The sequence below is a fragment of the Saccharothrix luteola genome (genome assembly GCF_020859565.1).
Classification (GTDB): Bacteria; Actinomycetota; Actinomycetes; order Mycobacteriales; family Pseudonocardiaceae; genus Actinosynnema; species Actinosynnema luteola.
The window spans coordinates 114,833-131,266 of the sequence record NZ_JAJHUO010000005.1 but is presented as its reverse complement, the minus strand read 5'-3'; the positions used below and the strand labels follow the sequence as shown (position 1 = coordinate 131,266).

At 67.2% G+C, this 16,434-nt stretch carries 14 protein-coding genes, 1 tRNA gene and 1 pseudogene; 9 read left to right on the top strand and 7 right to left on the bottom strand.

The genetic code is table 11. The annotated features are described in order from the left end of the window. Window positions 1-22 precede the first annotated feature (22 nt). The gene (locus tag LNK82_RS07955) at window positions 23-637 is read right to left on the bottom strand and encodes a hypothetical protein (RefSeq protein ID WP_230566294.1); all 615 of its coding nucleotides are present in this window, start codon (window positions 635-637) and stop codon (window positions 23-25) included. 360 nt (window positions 638-997) lie between these two features. Here LNK82_RS07955 and LNK82_RS07950 point away from each other — a divergent pair, with 360 nt between their 5' ends. The 8 genes from LNK82_RS07950 to phoU all read left to right on the top strand — a co-directional run bounded on the left by LNK82_RS07950 (window position 998) and on the right by phoU (window position 12,163). Next, window positions 998-3,997, top strand: a complete 3,000-nt coding sequence (locus LNK82_RS07950) for an NACHT domain-containing protein (RefSeq protein WP_230566293.1) — start codon at window positions 998-1,000, stop codon at window positions 3,995-3,997. Between the two features lie 198 nt (window positions 3,998-4,195). Next, a tRNA-Ser gene (locus LNK82_RS07945) sits at window positions 4,196-4,279 on the top strand. A 165-nt stretch (window positions 4,280-4,444) separates the two neighbouring features. Next, window positions 4,445-5,170, top strand: coding sequence for a DUF4937 domain-containing protein (locus LNK82_RS07940; RefSeq protein ID WP_268995985.1), 726 nt, complete (start codon window positions 4,445-4,447; stop codon window positions 5,168-5,170). A 43-nt stretch (window positions 5,171-5,213) separates the two neighbouring features. Further along, on the top strand, window positions 5,214-6,362 hold the full coding sequence (gene dusB, locus LNK82_RS07935; protein WP_230566291.1) for a tRNA dihydrouridine synthase DusB: 1,149 nt from the start codon (window positions 5,214-5,216) through the stop codon (window positions 6,360-6,362). Between the two features lies 1 nt (window position 6,363). Further along, a complete protein-coding gene (locus LNK82_RS07930) occupies window positions 6,364-6,810 on the top strand; it encodes a hypothetical protein (RefSeq protein ID WP_230566290.1) in 447 nt (148 codons plus the stop codon). 180 nt (window positions 6,811-6,990) lie between these two features. Further along, window positions 6,991-7,854, top strand: coding sequence for a GGDEF domain-containing protein (locus LNK82_RS07925; RefSeq protein WP_230566289.1), 864 nt, complete (start codon window positions 6,991-6,993; stop codon window positions 7,852-7,854). Window positions 7,855-8,064: 210 nt separating this feature from the next. Next, window positions 8,065-11,412, top strand: coding sequence for an LCP family protein (locus LNK82_RS47615; RefSeq protein WP_230566288.1), 3,348 nt, complete (start codon window positions 8,065-8,067; stop codon window positions 11,410-11,412). A gap of 79 nt (window positions 11,413-11,491) precedes the next feature. Further along, on the top strand, window positions 11,492-12,163 hold the full coding sequence (gene phoU, locus LNK82_RS07915; RefSeq protein WP_230566287.1) for a phosphate signaling complex protein PhoU: 672 nt from the start codon (window positions 11,492-11,494) through the stop codon (window positions 12,161-12,163). Window positions 12,164-12,166: 3 nt separating this feature from the next. Here phoU and LNK82_RS07910 read toward each other — a convergent pair whose 3' ends face one another. Together LNK82_RS07910 and LNK82_RS07905 are read right to left on the bottom strand one after the other, a co-directional pair. Further along, window positions 12,167-12,961, bottom strand: coding sequence for an ESX secretion-associated protein EspG (locus LNK82_RS07910; RefSeq protein WP_230566286.1), 795 nt, complete (start codon window positions 12,959-12,961; stop codon window positions 12,167-12,169). After that, window positions 12,958-13,104 carry a hypothetical protein gene (locus LNK82_RS07905; RefSeq protein ID WP_230566285.1) on the bottom strand — a complete coding sequence of 49 codons (147 nt, stop codon included), beginning with the start codon at window positions 13,102-13,104 and terminating at the stop codon, window positions 12,958-12,960. The genes LNK82_RS07910 and LNK82_RS07905 overlap by 4 nt, the downstream gene beginning before the upstream one ends. A 519-nt stretch (window positions 13,105-13,623) precedes the next feature. Here LNK82_RS07905 and LNK82_RS07900 point away from each other — a divergent pair. Further along, window positions 13,624-13,896, top strand: coding sequence for a hypothetical protein (locus LNK82_RS07900; protein ID WP_230566284.1), 273 nt, complete (start codon window positions 13,624-13,626; stop codon window positions 13,894-13,896). On the opposite strand, the pseudogene LNK82_RS48580 reads toward LNK82_RS07900, so the two are convergent. The 4 genes and pseudogenes from LNK82_RS48580 to pstB form a co-directional block, all read right to left on the bottom strand. Beyond that, window positions 13,833-14,183, bottom strand: a pseudogene (locus tag LNK82_RS48580) (PPE domain-containing protein); the annotation flags it as partial. The gene LNK82_RS07900 and the pseudogene LNK82_RS48580 overlap by 64 nt on opposite strands. A 347-nt stretch (window positions 14,184-14,530) precedes the next feature. Then, window positions 14,531-15,076 (bottom strand): DUF3558 domain-containing protein, encoded by a 546-nt coding sequence (locus tag LNK82_RS07895; RefSeq protein ID WP_230566283.1) that lies wholly within the window; start codon window positions 15,074-15,076, stop codon window positions 14,531-14,533. A 12-nt stretch (window positions 15,077-15,088) separates the two neighbouring features. After that, window positions 15,089-15,490: a hypothetical protein gene (locus LNK82_RS07890; protein ID WP_230566282.1), complete on the bottom strand. Its 402-nt coding sequence runs from the start codon at window positions 15,488-15,490 to the stop codon at window positions 15,089-15,091. Between the two features lie 165 nt (window positions 15,491-15,655). Next, window positions 15,656-16,432 (bottom strand): phosphate ABC transporter ATP-binding protein PstB, encoded by a 777-nt coding sequence (gene pstB, locus LNK82_RS07885; protein WP_141980105.1) that lies wholly within the window; start codon window positions 16,430-16,432, stop codon window positions 15,656-15,658. Window positions 16,433-16,434 lie beyond the last annotated feature (2 nt).

The following is a 16,434-nucleotide window of genomic DNA, read 5'->3' as shown; positions in this document are numbered from 1 at the left end:
CGAAACCCTGGTTGTGAAACAGCTACCAGTCCGCTGGCTGATACTCCTTCCTGCGGTGAAGCCACCTAACTCGCCTGATTGATCTTCTTTGCGTTGGACGCACTTCCCAACGGCGACCTGCGTTATCAACCACCAACATCCACTTGACACGAAGTTCGAGCCCGTGCCACATGGCCGGCTGCATCGCATCCTCCGGGGCCATGTGCCCGAAGTTCACTTCGTCTTCCCAGCTCACGGTATCCTCAGGTGGGATTACAAGCCGGTCTTTGAATGAAAGTTGGGTCGAAGTTCCCGGCTTGATCGTCCAAACACCAGGAGCATCGGTATTGAATTGTTCACCTGGACCGGGATTCCAATTGGAGCGATCAATAACCATCCAGCTGGTATGCATTTCGAACGCTATTTGGGCGACCGTGACCGGCAGGTCCGTTGCATTTTTTACGAATACTTTAACGCGACCGACCTCGATCCGGTCACGATCCCACGGCTTTTTACGCGTATAGGCTGCCGTCGCCCAAACACCAATGCGCTCGACTTGGGACTGCTCGCGTTCAGTGCGGTCGCGAAGGAAGATTTTGAAAGCCAATAGAAGAGATCCGGCTCCTAGCCAAGCTGGCACACTGCCCCAATCCACCACGACCTGAATCTAGCCTGTGGCGGCTCGAAGCTCCGGTCGCCGCGCCGACCCGCTCCATAGCGGTAGATGGGCCTCCTCCAGGTTCCCACGCCAGAAGCCAAGCATCATCTCTGCGCCTTGTCGTACCTCAGAGGAAAGACTCGAAAATCCCTCACTTTTGCCCGTCTCAACGATCCGCTTCGTGTGGTGGGCATCCATAGCCCCGCTCTCAATGAGACGATGTTGGCACGGCGGCAAGACGCTTGGCTGCCTACGACGCGCAAGAGGCTACAGCGAAACGACCGGACCAGTACAAGCGATAAGCTACTATGCGGTCTCCCGTACAACGCTTGGGGACAACATCATCGAAAGAGGAACACCATGGTCGATCCGCTTCAAATTGCTGCCGGAGCTTTCGCGGGACGAGCGGCCACCAGAGTTATAAACTCTCTTCTGGGCCCCGAAAATGCTTCGGCCATTGCTGCCACCTTGGATGAAGCCTTCTATTCCATCGAGGACAGCACTGGTGAGACACTTGCAATATTAACTGAGCAGCAGTTCGCCGACATCGAGTCCTTCCTTGAAACTAAAGAAGTTGGCTCTCTACTTCAGTCATGGGCCGTCCTCAAGATCACAGGCCGGAACTATGATGATCAAGAAAAGATACTTTCTGGAGTCAAAGCTTCTTTTGTGCGGCTGGCAGAGAGGCGATGTGAAGACCAAGATCCTCCTTGGAGTTCGTACGCTTCCGAAGTGTGGTCGCTAATAACCACGTTCGTGGACAGCGCCGCACCAGTAGTTAAGAGCTTCACTGTAAGCTCTGAGGATCACAGCGATTTGCTCGCTCGATTCTCTACGGGCGCTGAAGTCCTCAAAGGCGGACGTTCAGCAGCCCCCCGGTACATTCGCGATCTCGTTGACATATTTGCTTCCCCATCACGCCTCATGGCTTCGCGTAACGGAATTTCTGATATACGACGTGCAACCGAGGACGCGTACCGGGAACTTACGCTAAGTCACGCCCATGATGAGTACCGCATCGAAGTGGACCGACTGTATGTCGATCGGACACTCAGTGCACATCATGGAGATGGCGAATACGAGTCGGATTTCCTTCTCTCTGCACATAACGGCATACCACGCATCCTTGTCATTGGTGACCCTGGTGCCGGAAAAAGTACGCTGGTGCATCACACCGCATACAAGGTTATTCAAACCTCTCAGACTGAGGTAGCTCCTATATTGGTGCAGTGTCGGGACTACGCGGCCAACTCGTGGGGCACACCAATAACTGACTACATAACTACGACTCTAGAAGTTGGCCAGTCCATCGAAATTGACGAAAGAGCACTTATCGACTTGCTGACACTGGGCGGAGCCTACGTCATTTTCGACGGGGTCGACGAGATTATTGACCTTACGCGAAGGAGGACGTTTATTAGACAGATTGAAGCGTTTGGACGCCGCTTCCCCTACGTTCCGATTCTTGCTACTGCCCGTCGAGTAGGTTATTCGCGAGCCAGGTTCAACGATCATAGCTTTCAAGTGTTCGAACTGAATGAGTTTTCAGACATCCAGGTGCGCGAATACGCGGAGAAGTGGTTTGGTGTTACTCGACGCGATGCTGGCGAGATGGAAGCGTTCTTGCGTGAGACTACGTCGATTGCCGATATTCGGGGAAACCCGCTGATGCTTTCGCTCCTGTGCACTCTGTATCGCGCCCGCGGCTTTATACCACGGAACCGCAGACAAGTTTATCGCGAGTGCTCAGAGCTTCTATTTCAACGTTGGGACGCTATGCGTCAGATCGAACAACCGTTTGATCATCGGCAGTATGGCCAACGTCTCATGCAGGAACTAGCCAGGTTTTTCTACAAGAGTCAATCAGCCCAAGGCGGATTGGAAGAACAGCAACTAGTCAAGATCATCGCCATTTTCTTCCGGGACACTGCCTCGATCGACCCTCCTGAAGACGACATTCGCGCACAGCAGTTTGTAGACTTTTGTGCAGATCGAGCGTGGCTGCTTTCGGCGAAGGGATACAATAGCCGCGGTAACCGGCTTTTCGCTTTCACGCATCGAACCTTCATGGAGTTTTATGCAGCTGAGTGCCTTGTAAGACTTGCGCAGAGCGTTAGCGAAATCGCCGACATGATTATCGATGCCTTCGAATCCGATGCAAGCTCCGTGGTCCCCGATGTTATGGTCCAGGCTGTAGACGACAAGTACGATCGAGGCGCCGAACAGGTTCTGCAGCATCTACTGCAACGTGGTAGGACGGTCGCGTCCTACCGGGACAAATACCTTTCGCTTTGCTTACGTATTGTAAACAGCTCGCCGATGTCTCGAGCAGTCTCACAGTCGCTTCCCGATCGGGTCAGCGAATACTGGCGTAGTATGCTTGATGTAGGTACTTCATACGATTCATCAACGGCGTTCTTCGAACTTTATCGTGACCCGCGCGCGCGAATGGTAGATGCCGCTTTGCGATCCGTTGAGACGCAAAGGTCTGGCCACCTTAAGCGTTCAATCGAAGGAATCTTTGCCTCCCAAGTTTGTATGCGTTGGGCAAGGTTCGAGGCGCTGGGGGTGACTTCTTACTTTGAGCCAGAGTGGGCGGATTCGATCTCGCCGGTGTTTGATGGACTAGCAACCTTGTATCTTGAAAAAATCCGTCTAGATGAAAACTACTTGGCTCAAACGGAACGGTCTGACACACACTCGTTCGACCTAAGTCGACACGACATTGAAAAAATTGACGCAGCACTGGCAGATTACTTCGTGGCGACAGCTCGAGCCACTCGCAAGCAATTTAATGTGCGAGCTGGACTGTACCCTCGCCTAATAGTCCCCACGTTTGGTTCCGCTTCTCCTGGAAGCCTTCTAGATACGTTCTGTGCGGCGCTAGTTGATGGCCACATGTCAGTGTCTGATCATCTCGTGGATGCCACAAAATGGCACACCAAACGCGCGGTTAAGCATGGCACCGGACTACGACACGTCTCAGCTATGGCCGTGGTTTTGGAAGACGTCTTGGCATACTGGCCACAATTCTCTCAGACAGACATCGTCGATGCGGTCGGCGCATCTAACACTTTTCGCGAGTTCGGCCTCTGGCTGATGTTCGCTCTTTACGAAGCTGGCGAGTTTCTACTGCACGATGCGCACAGAAAACTTGACGGTATGATCGGGTTGGACGCTCTTCAACATGTATTCGCAACTCGAGACAGCTTATTGGGAATCCCGACGCGTCACCGCGCCCGGGCCCTTAACGATAGCGCGCTTGCAGATCTTCTGCACCAATTCAGTCCATGGGCACTTGATTGGGTTAAGGGTACCCTTGCTCTTACTTTCGACGACAGTCCAAGTTCTGGTCGGTGAGGTGGCCCGAAGGGACTTCGCATATTGGATCGCCACGAGCGGGGAACATGGACCTCCGGACGCAGGAAGCACAGGCGGCGTGACAGCCACTCCTACAACAAGACGGACCCCTCAGTTACCCCCGATTAACAACGACAGACGACCGTATCGTTCCATCCGCAGCGTCGATTACGATCGGAAGTTACCGCAGGCAGCGGTGGGTCATGGAAGGTACTGGCAGACGACGAGAAAAGTAGATCCACAATCTTCGGGTTCAGGGTTCGAGTCCCTGGCGGCCCACCATTTCCATTGCACTTCGCCCGGAAAACGAATGCCGGTGAACTCCACCGGAACGGGTGAGTGCGCCGGCGTTGGGCACAGGTGGGCGATAAGCACCTCGCTGCGGCGCTCGCCCTCGCGGCCTCGTCCACGACCGTGTCCGGGAGCTGACCGAATCCCTGCGGGCCCATGTCGCTCGCCGCACTCCCCAGCCCAGGGTCGTCCAGCCGTGATCCGGCACTTGACCTCCAGCGCGGACGAGGTCGCAGGATCGACGGCCTCGACGGACGGAGGCGCCCCGTGCTCGCCAAGTGGATAACCTGTGACGTGCCGACGGCATCGCGCGAGCGGTTCGGCGCCGCTCAGGCTAGGTGGACGGTGATCGGCGACCAGCCGGGGCTGGTCGGGCAGGTCGGCGGTTGGGACCCGCGAACGGGCCGCGCGCACGTGCTCGCGCTGTGGGCGGACGCCGCGAGCCACGAGGTGTTCCTGCGCGACCGGCACGACGCGGTCGCCGACGCGAGCGGCTACCGGGACATCGCGGTCGCGCTCGGTGAGACGGTCCTCACCCTGCCCGGCACGGTGGCGACCCTGACCGAGGCGATCGAGGGTCCGGTGCTGCGCGTCGCGGACTGCCTGCTCGCCGCGGGCGCGGAGGACCACTTCGCCGACGTCCAGCGCGAGGTGTGGGGGCCGGCGATGGCGGCGGCGGGTGTGCTCGGCGGCGTGGTCGCGCGCCTGTCCGCGAACCGCCACCTCGTCGCCACGTTCTGGCCCGACGCGCAGACCCACCGCCGGTACACCGGCGAGGTGCCCGGGCTGCGTGCCCGCGCCGGCGCGGACGCCGACATCACCTCCACGACCGGGCACGTCCTGGCGCTGGAGCAGGCGTGGCGGGTGAGGGCGATTCGGTGATGTGGCACCCACCACTACCAGCGCTGGGCGACAATGGACGGCGATGTCCACCGCCTTGCACACCACCAAGCCCCTGAAGATCGGCCGCTACCCGGTCGATCCCGCCGTCGTGCTCGCACCCATGGCGGGCATCACCAACGTGGCCTTCCGGCAGCTCTGCCGCGAGTTCGGCAGCCCCACGTCGCTCTACGTCTGCGAGATGATCACCGCACGGGCGATCGTCGAGCGCGACGCCAAGACGATGCAGATGATCACGTTCGGCGCCGACGAGAGCCCCCGCTCGATGCAGCTCTACGGCGTCGACCCGAAGTCGATGTCCGAAGCCGCGAGGATCATCGTGGACGAGGACCGGGCCGACCACATCGACATGAACTTCGGCTGCCCGGTGCCCAAGGTGACGCGCAAGGGCGGCGGCGCGGCCCTGCCGTACAAGCGGCAGCTGTTCCGGCAGATCGTGCGCGCCGCGGTGCGCGCCGCCGAGCCCGCCGGCGTGCCCGTGACGGTCAAGTTCCGCATCGGCATCGACGACGAGCACCTCACCTACCTCGACGCGGGCCGCATCGCCGAGGACGAGGGCGCGCAGGCGGTCGCCCTGCACGCGCGCACCGCGTCCCAGCGCTACTCCGGCAAGGCCGACTGGTCCGCCATCGCCCGCCTGAAGGAGGCCGTGACCAGCATCCCCGTGCTCGGCAACGGCGACATCTTCAGCGCTCGCGACGCCCTGGACATGGTCGCCCGAACCGGCTGCGACGGAGTCGTCGTCGGCCGCGGCTGCCTCGGCCGGCCGTGGCTGTTCGGCGAGTTGCAGGCGGCGTTCCGCGGCGAACCGATCCCGCCGGGGCCGCGGCTCGGCCAGGTCGCGGACATCCTGCGCCGGCACGGCGTGCTGCTCGCGGACTTCCTCGGCGAGGACAAGGGCCTGCGCGACCTGCGCAAGCACGTGGCCTGGTACCTGAAGGGCTTCCCGGTCGGCGCGGAGCTGCGGCGCAACCTCGCCATGGTCTCCACCCTCGCCGAGCTGGACGACCTGGTCGGCAGGCTCGACCCGACGCTGGAGTTCCCGGACAACGCCGACGAGCCGCGCGGCAGGCAGGGCTCGCCCGGCAAGGTCGTGCTGCCCGAGGGCTGGCTGGACGACCCCGAGGACGCCACCGTGCCCGTCGGCGCCGACGAACTGCACTCGGGTGGCTGACGTGGCGCGCGCCGCGACGGCGCTGGCGTGTGCCCTCCTGCTGGCCGGCTGCGGCTCGGCGATCACCGGCGCCGCCCGGCCGCTCCAGGTCACCGACGTGGAGCGGGAACTCGTGTCCGGCTACTTCGCCGACCTCAACGAGGCGGGCGGGCAGGGCACGACCGAGCAGCGCGACCTGCTCAAGGACACCCAGCACCCGGACTTCCGCGACGAGGACTGCGAGCTGCCCGCGGGCACGATCAAGGTGCAGCCGACCATGTCGACGCTGCGCCTGGACCCGGCGTGGGCGCCGCCCGGCGAGGACGAGCACCCGCGCGGCGTGGTGCTGGTCGTCGCGGTCACGCTCACCGTCGTGCAGGACGGCTCCGAGATCGGCAGCCAGATCGGCTCGCAGCACGTCGTGCTGCTCAACGGCAAGGCCTACGGCTTCGCCCCGTGCGTCAATTGAGGTGACGCCGACCCGGTTGACCACGCTCGGTGAACTTCTCGGCTTTTCGATCACTGAATGCCACTAGTTCGGAGCAGTGCACGGTCAACCAGTCGAGGGAAATCCCTCTATGACGCGTCCCGCCCGCTCAAGCGTCGCCTCGGATCAGACGACACCTTGGCAAGAAGGGAGGTGAGCGCGATGACCGCACTGCGACCCGAAGTCGCGGAGTCCGACCGCGACGGCCGGCACGGAGGGGGCATGCCCGCGTCCGAGAGCGAGGGCACCGGCCTGGTGCAACTGCACGAGTCGATCGCCGCGCTGCTCGCCTCCCGGGGCCAGTGGCGACAGGCCTACCAGCACCTGCGCTCCGCGTTCGACCTGGTCTACGCCGACCAGGACGACCCGCCGCAGGTGCCCGAGCAGCTGCGCCGGGAGGTCGACCGGTTGCGCCGCGAGCACGCCGAGGCCCGCGAGCAGAGCCTGCGCGACAGCCTCACCGACAGCTACAACCGCAGATACCTGGACGAGCGCCTGCTCCACATGGTCGCCGAGCGCGGCTCCACCGCGGCGGGCCTCGCCATCGCGTTGATCGACCTGGACTGGTTCAAGCAGGTGAATGACACGTTCGGGCACCTCTTGGGTGACCGGGTGTTGCAGCGCGTGGTCGAACTGTTGCAGGAGGAGCTGCCGGAGGGCGGTTTCTGCGCCCGCTACGGTGGCGAGGAGTTCGTGCTCGTGCTGCCCGACGTCGAGCCCGCGCCGGCCGTGGAGATCGCCGAGTCGGCCCGGCTGCGTGTCGAGCGTCACGCCTGGGCTTCCCTCGCGCCCGGTTTGCGAGTGACCGTCAGCATCGGATTGGCCTATGAGCCGGCATCGGCAGGCGCGCCGACGCGTCCGCCGGTCGGTCCGGAGCAGCAACTCCTGCGCGCGGACAGCTTGCTCTACACCGCCAAGCAGTCAGGACGGAACGCCGTCGCCTATCGCGAGAACGGCCGCGTCCTCCTGGCGGGTGCCGCTTCCGGGCGACGGGGCATAGCCGAATCGCGGGTCGCCGGTTACTGACACCTGACCGTCACTCACCCTTTCGGACGTAGTCTGCTGCGCGCAACCGAGTACTGCCGACCCCTGTATCACCGGGAGTGGTCGTCAGGACTGGCCGTCATCCGTAGTATCGCCAAGGCAAGTGACACGCCGTTGGTGCAACCAATGTGTCCTTGCTGTCGTCAACTCGTGATGACGACCGACTAATGACCGAAGCTGAAGGGAGACCGGGTGCCCGACGAGCCCCGCCGTGGCGGCCCCGGACCCGGAGGTGACCAGGCCCCTCAGGAGGACCAGCCGACCGGCCGTCGCCGCAGGTCGCTGGACGATGGCGGGCTGAGCGTGTCCGACCTGCTGGAACAGCACAGCCGCACGAACATCCCACGCCCGGTCCCGCCCGGTCCGTCGGACACCGGCAGGCGCGCCGCGCCCGAGCCAGAGCCGCCCCGCAGACCCACGCCGCCCCAGAACGGCAGGCACGCCCCCGAGGGCTCCGGCCGCCGTGCCGCGCCCGAGCCGCCGCGCAGGCAAGTGCCGCCGGTGGACTACGCGCCACCGTCACCCGAGGACACCGGCACCCGGCCCAGGCCGACCAACGGCGCACCGCCGGTCGCCGGCCGCCGCCCCACCGCACCGCCCCCGAACGACTTCTTCGCCGCCGGTGACGGCACCGGCACCCGGACGCCGCGTCCCGTGCCGGAGGACACCGGCACCCGCCGCCGTCCCGCGCCCCCGCCGGCCGGCGGACCCGCGAACGGCTACGCCGGCCGACCGGACGACGTCGGCCCGGGGCGTCCGGTCGCCCCGCGCCCCGCGCCTCCCGCCGAGCCTGGAACGCGCTTTCCGACCAACGGCCGCCCGCAGGACCCGGCCGGGCCACGACGCGCCGAGAGCACCGGCCAACGCCCGCGCCCGGACCTCCCCGGCGCCGCGCCGGGTCGACGGCTCCCCGACGGCAGCGGACCACGGCTCCGGCCCGAAGGTCTCGCGCCCGACACACCGCCCAGGCGCCTGGCGGACGGCAACGGCCCCCAAGACCTGGCCCCCGACACACCCCGCCGCCTCGCCGACGGCAGCGGACCGCGCCCGCGCCCCGAAGACCTGGCCCCCGACGCACCCCGTCGCCTGGCCGACGGCAGCGGACCACGGCCCCGGTCCGACGGCCTCGCACCCGACACGCCTCGCCGCCTGGCCGACGGAAGCGGACCACGCCCGCGGCCCGAAGACCTCGCGCCAGGCGCGCCACGGCGGTCGGCGGACGGCAACCCGCCACCGGCGCCCGACGCGCCTCGTCGCCTGGCGGACGGCACTGGCCCGCGCCCGCGGCCCGAGGAAGCAGGACCGCCGGGACGCCGCGTCGCCGAAGGCGCCCCGGCCGACGGCATCGGGAGGCGGCTCGCGGACGGGCCGCGCCCCGGCGAGCACACCGGCCAACGCCCCCGTCCCGGCCTGCCGGCCGACGGACCCCGTCGCCTCGCCGACGGCAGCGGACCGCACGACCTGACCGGCGCGCCGCGCCCCGGCCGCCGACCCGACCCGGCCGTCGACCCCCGCCGCCCCGCGCCCGTCCCGCCCGGCGAAGACCCGAGCCGCCGTCCCGAGGGCAGCGGGCCCCGCCGCCTCGCCGACGGCCCACCGGTCGTGCCGGTCGACGGCAGCGGACCGCGCCGGCTCGCGGAGGACGGCAGCGGACCGCGCCCGGCCGGCGACGTGCCCGGCCGGAGGTTCGCCGACGACGGCCCCGCCGCCGCGCCCGACCAGGCGCCGCCCGTCATCGCCGCCCGCCTCGACGCGGGCCCGGAGCCGCGCGAGGCCATCGACCCGGCCAGCCTCACCACGGAGATGGAGGCCATCAGCGACGACGTCAAGAAGCGTCGCGAGGTCGACCACACGCTGGCCCGCTTCTCCGCCGTCCACGACGAGCTGGCCGAGCAGGAACGCCTGCGCAAGGAACGCCGCCAGAAGCTCATGCCGTGGAAGGCCGAGCACGACGAGGACGCCACCGAGTACGCCTCGCCGGTCGACGACCCCCACGACGACGGCCCGCGCCGCGGCGGCCGGACGGCCAAGCACAGCAAGATCGTGCGCGCGGTCAAGGTCGTCGCGCTGACCGCCGCCGTGCTGGTGTTCGTGTCGACCGGCCTCGGCTGGGGCGCGATGTTCTACATCGACAGCAAGTTCACCGAGATCGACGCGCTGAACACGAACTCCGCCGCGGTGCACGAGGCGGAGAAGCAGCTCGGCGACGAGAACTTCCTCATCGTCGGCTCGGACACCCGCGCGGGCGCGAAGCCGCAGGACGGCGTCGGCGACCCGAACTCCGAGGACACCGCGGGCGCGCGCTCGGACGTCCTGATGCTCGCGCACATCCCGGCCGACCGTAAGCGGATGGTCGTCGTCTCCGTGCCGCGTGACCTCCTCATCAAGCGGCCCAAGTGCGAGCGGTGGAACCCCGACACCGGCGAGTACACCGGCGAGACGCTCGAGGCCGAGGAGGACGTGAAGGCCAACGAGCCGTACGCGATCGGCGGCCCGAAGTGCGTCAGCGCGTTCATGACCGAGCTGACCGGCCTGGAGATCAACCACTTCATCAGCGTCGACTTCAACGGCTTCAAGGGCATGGTCGACGCCATCGGCACCGTCCCGGTGTGCGTGCCGAGGCCGATGGACGACGACGAGCTCGGCGTGATCTTCGACAAGGCGGGCAAGTTCGAGGTCAACGGCGACAAGGCGCTGGACTACGTGCGCGCCCGCAAGGTCGACGGCGAGGTGCTCGGCGACTACGACCGCGTGACGCGGCAGCAGAAGTTCCTGTCGTCGTTGCTGCGCAAGGCGTTGTCGTCGGAGATCCTGCTGAACCCGGGCAAGCTCAACGCCTTCCTCAACGCGTTCGCCGCGTCCACCGTGGGCCAGAACATCGGCGTGAACGACATGCTGACGCTGGCGCAGTCGTTGCAGAGCCTGGAAGCGGGCCGGGTCACGTTCGTCACCGTCCCGCACAAGACGTCCGAAGGCCCCACGAAGTCCAACGACGACAACCTGGAGCTGTTGAAGGAAGAGGAAACCAGGGCGTTGTTCCAGGCGATCATCGACGGCACCCCGCTGCCGGAGGAGACCCCGGACACCACGGCGACCGACCCGAACCAGGCCGCCCAGGGCGCGACGCAGACCTCCACGCCGCCGGCCGGCCCGAAGCAGGGCAAGGTCATCGACCACAAGGGACTGAAGGTCCAGGTGCGCAACGGCGACCCGGACAACGACGGCGCGTCCCGCCGGACCACCTTGGCGTTGCGGGAGCTCGGCTACGACGTCGTCATCCCCGGTGACGCGCCGCCCGCCGAGAAGACCGTGATCCTGTACGGGATCGGCGCGGAGGACGCGGCGGCGACGCTGCTGTCCTCGGTGCCCGGCGCGACGTTGCAGTTCCAGGCGAACATGGGCGGCTCGGTGCAGCTGCTGATCGGCCCCGGCTGGGACGAGGAGGTCCGGGCCCCGCAGCCGGCGGGCACCGATCCGGGCAAGACGGCGCCGCCCGAGGACCTGGACGTGGTCAACGCGGGGAAGGACCCCTGCGCCTAGAGGACTGGACGTCTTGGGTTCACCACGGGTTCACCGGGGCGGGTCGCTACCGCGATGACCTGGCCGTAGGCTGACGCCCATGCGTGAGGCCTACCACGACCAGCTCGGACAACTCGCCGACCAGCTCGCCGACATGTGCGGCATGGCAGGCGACGCGATGGAGCGCGCGACCGCTTCCCTGCTCGGGGCGGACCTCGCCCTCGCCGAGCAGGTGATCGGTGACGACGCCAAGATCGACGACGTGCGCGCCGACATCGAGGAGCAGGCGTACGCGCTGCTGGCGTTGCAGGCGCCGGTCGCGACCGACCTGCGCATCGTGCTCGCGGTGATCCACGCGGCCGAGAGCGTGGAGCGGATGGGCGACCTCGCGCTGCACGTGGCCAAGGCCGCGCGGCGCAGGCACCCGAACCCGGTGCTGCCGGACACGGTGCGGCCGTACTTCGCCGAGATGGGCCGCATCGCGGTCGAGCTGGCGCGCGAGGCGACCGACATCATCCGCACGCAGGACGTGCAGCGGGCGCGGTCGTTGGAGGACGCCGACGACGCGATGGACGACCTGCACCGCCACCTGTTCACGGTGATCATGGACAAGGACTGGGCGCACGGCGTGCCGTCCGCGGTCGACACGACGCTGCTCGGCCGGTTCTACGAGCGCTTCGCCGACCACGCGGTGTCGGTGGCCAAGCGCACCGTCTTCGTGGTCACCGGCCGGATGCCCGGCTACCACGGCGACACCGGCGACGGTTCCTGAGCGTCAGGCGAGCAGGCCGTTCAGCTCCTGCGCGAGCTGGCCGGCGATGCGCGCGTTGTCGGCGGGGGCGTGGGTGAGCCACTTCTGGCCGTCCTGCCCCTGCCGCGTCTGCGACATGTAGCGGCCCTGGTCGTTGTCGAACCACGCGATCTGCGGCGCGCGCTGCTCCCGGCCGTGCCTGCCGCGCACCGTGACGCCGAACTGGCCGGCGCGCAGCCGGGGGCGTTCGAACACCGCTTCCAGCGCGCGGACCTGCGTGCCCGCGGTCGAGCGCGGCGCCATGGTCTGGGTGAACGTGGCGTTGCCGAAGTCGTCGTCGCGGCGCGGCGGTGGCGGCGCGGACGTCGGGATCGGCACGGTGATCGACTGGCCGGGGCCCGGCCGGGACGGCGGGACGAGGTCCACGATCGTGCGCAGCAACGCGGGCGCCCGCATCAGGTCGACCTTGATCTGCCGGTCGTCCATCACCGCGAGCGCCGCGCTCTCACCGGCCGCGCCGCCGCGCGCCAGCAGCTGGCGCTCGACGTTGCGCGCGTCGAGCGACGCGACCGCGTTGAGGCTGTAGTCGAAGCGGACCAGCAGGGTGAGCGCTTCCTCCACCTCGGGCGCGACCCGGCCGCGCTGGGCCAGGCCGCGCGACTCCAGGTCGCGGTAGACGGCGTTGCGGATGCCGCGCCGCTCGTCGACCGTCTGCCCGAGGTAGGGGAATTCGAACGGGTAGGGACGGCTGCCGAGCCTCAGGTCCTCCCAGAGCATGTCGGCCGCCGCGTGGGACAGGGCGAACGAGAACACGCTCACCCGCCGATGACCGGCGGAGCGACCATGGTGCCGTCGCCGAAGACGTCCTCGGTCTCCACCAGGTAGGACGCGGCCTTGTGCTCCTTGTCCTCGTCGCCCTGGCCGCGCGCGCCACCGGCGCCCGCGCCCATGCCGGCACCCATGCCGCCGGGACCACCGCGACCCGCCGCGCCCGCGCCACCGAGACCACCGCTGCCGCCGGGACCGAAGCCGCCGGCGCCGGTCCGGCCGGCCTCGCCGAGCGTGCCCGCGCTGCCGCCGGGACCGAAACCGCCGAGGCCGCCATGCCACCGCGACCGGCCGCGGTCATGCCGCCGGGACCACCGCCCGGGCCGCGGCCCGTGCCACCGCCGCCGGGACCACCGCCGGGCCCGCGGTTGTTGCCGCCACCGCCGGGGAGGTTCGGGTTCGGACGTCCGCCGGGCGGCATCGGGGGCCGGTTGGGCCCGGTGCCGGGCGGGTAGGTGCCGGGCGGGTAGATGCCGGGCGGGTAGGGACCGGGGCCAGGGATGTTCGTGTTTCCACCACCACCACCGCCACCACCGCCGCCGGGCCCGGGCAGCGTCGAGATGCCGCCGGGGCCGTTCCAGCCGGACTGGTTGGTGTTGCCACCGCCGGTTCCGCCACCGCCGGGCAGGCTGTAGTCGCCCATTCCGGTGCCCGTGCCCGTCCCCGTGCCGCTGGGGACGGTCGGCCGGCCGCCGATCTCGCCCGTGCCGGGCTGGCCGGGGTCGCCGCCGCCGGAGCCCGCCATGGGCGGTGGCGGAGAGAAGGCGGGCATGGTCGAGCCCGATTCCTGGAAGCTCGTGGACATGGTCGTCATGACCTCGGCCGCACGTTCGTGGGCCTGCTGCTTCTCCTCGAACTTCTGCTCGATCTGGTCGATCGTCTCGGCCCACTTGAACGGGTTGGGCTCGGCGAAGAACATCTTGTAGGCGTCGGCGGTGCTGAACTCGACCGGCTCGGGCATCGCGTTCTTCGCCGTCTCGGCCGCCTGGCTCTGGGTGTAGAGCTTGTTGCCGGTGAGCTGCGCGCCCTGGGCGGCGTTGCCGGACCAGGTGGCGACGTTGGTGAAGTAGCCCTGCGCCGACTCCGCCGCCGCGCCCTGCCAGGCGCCCTTGCTGGCGGCCGTGGCGCTGCTCAGGTTGGTCTGGAGCTCGGCGAGGGTGTTGCCGAGCTTGGTCCAGGCCTCACCCTGCTCGTTGGCCGTGCTCGGGGACATGTTCGTGGTGACCATGTCCTTGAGCGCCTTGTGGTCGTAGCCCATGTAGTGGGAGCCGGGCGGCGACAGCGGCGGCCGGTAGTTCTCCACCACCTGCTCGAGCTGCTGCTCCTGCGTGGACTGGTACTGCGCCGACTGCTGCTTGTAGCGCAGGTAGTCGTCGAGCGTCGTGATGGCGCCGAAGATCCCCGGGTTGGCGGCGCGTTCGCGCTCGTACTCGGCGCGCAGTTCAGCCTCGGTCTGCCCGGCGTAGGTGACCTGGGTGGCCTGGTTGCCGCTCTGCGGCGGCAGCGAGTTGGACGGCGGCTGCGAGTTCGGCGGCGTCACGACGTTCTCCCCCCTCTGGGTTACTTCGGCAGCTTCGGTTCGACGGCGGTGGCGACCTTGGTAGCGACCTCACATGCCTCGGCACCCGAGGTGTTGGAGATGGCGCCGACGTCGACCCTGGATGTTGGCGCCACCTCGACGGTCACCAGACACGTGTTCTTGCCGGCCGGTGCCTCTACGACCCTGGCCTTGCGCGAGCCGATGGAGATGTCGGTCTTCTTGCCGTCACCCACGGCGTCGGCGATGGCCAGCTCAGGCTGTTTCGTGACGCTGACAAGGCCCAACGACGGGTACTCAGCGCTGCATTCCTTCTCGTCCACCTTTTCGAGGTTCGAGAGATCCAGTTGAGACATCAACGGCTCCAGGACCGCGCACGGGTCGAAGTCGGCCAACGAGTCACCACCACCCGACGGCTTGCCGCTACTGGTGGTGGCCTCCGACGTCTGCTCGGTCGTCGTTGCCCCCGTGGGTCCCGGCGTGGCGATCCCCCCGGTCGTGCAGCCGGTCGCGACCGCGCCCAGCACGGCGAACGACAGGACGACGCGAGTCGACAATCCCTTGATCAACTGACTCCACCCTCAGTAGCGCTGGTAGGTGCTGGCGTTCGAGCTGTCGACCTCACGATAGTTCTCGACCGCCTTCTGCAACGCCTCACGTGCCTCGTTCAACGCGGCCCGCAGCTGCTCGACCGCCGGGACGATGCCGGTCGTGCCTGCTCCACCTTCGACGCTCTCCTGGTTGTACCGCGCCATGGCGGCGCCGTCAGGGCTGGTGCCGAGCTTGGTCTCCTGGCGGAGCCGAAGGATTTCGCGCTGCGTCTTGTTGAGGTCCGTGATCGCGTTGTCGATCGCCTTCAAGTAGGCGTCCGCGCCTTCCTGGCTGATGGCGAACGAGCCCGACTCGGCGGCCTGCTTCAGCCCCACCATGTTGGCCGTCATAGCCTGCATGGACTGGGCGCTCAACGCACCTTCCGCCGCCACGGTTACCCCCTGCGAGTCTGCCGATCCCAACGGTCACGGTACCCCCGAACGGGCGACCGTGTCTCGATTTTGACGGCTGGGGCGAGCCCGTGGTTCCCCTGTCACCCGAACGCGCGGAAGCCCTCCCACCGCTGGTGGGAGGGCTTCCGGGAGCCAACGCGGTGATCAGCCGAAACGGCCGGAGATGTAGTCCTCCGTGGCCTTCTGGCTCGGGTTGGAGAAGATCTTCTCCGTGTCGTCCACCTCGATCAGCCGACCCGGCTGACCGACACCCAGCAGGTTGAAGAACGCGGTCTGGTCGCTGACCCGCGCCGCCTGCTGCATGTTGTGGGTCACGATGACGATCGTGTACTCCTTCTTCAACTCCGTGATCAGGTCCTCGATCGCGAGGGTGGAGATGGGGTCCAGCGCCGAGCACGGCTCGTCCATCAGCAGCACGTCCGGCTGCACGGCGATCGCCCGCGCGATGCACAGCCGCTGCTGCTGACCACCGGACAGGCCGCCGCCGGGCCGGTCGAGGCGGTCCTTCACCTCGTTCCACAGGTTCGCCCCGCGCAACGACCGCTCGGCCACCTCGTCGAGCTTCTTCTTGTTCCGCTCGCCCGCGAGCTTCAGGCCCGCCACCACGTTGTCCCGGATGGACATCGTCGGGAACGGGTTGGGGCGCTGGAACACCATGCCGATGGTCCGGCGCACTTGCACCGGGTCGACGGAGGACGCGTAGATGTCCTCGCCGTCCAGCAGCACGGTGCCCTCCACCCGAGCCCCGGGCGCCACCTCGTGCATGCGGTTCAACGACCGCAGCACGGTGGACTTCCCGCAACCGGACGGGCCGATGAACGCCGTCACGTTCTTCGGCGGCACGGCGAGCGAGACACCGTCCACGGCGTGGAACTTGCCGTAGTACAGGTTGAGGTCTTTCACGTCGATGCGCTTGGCCATGA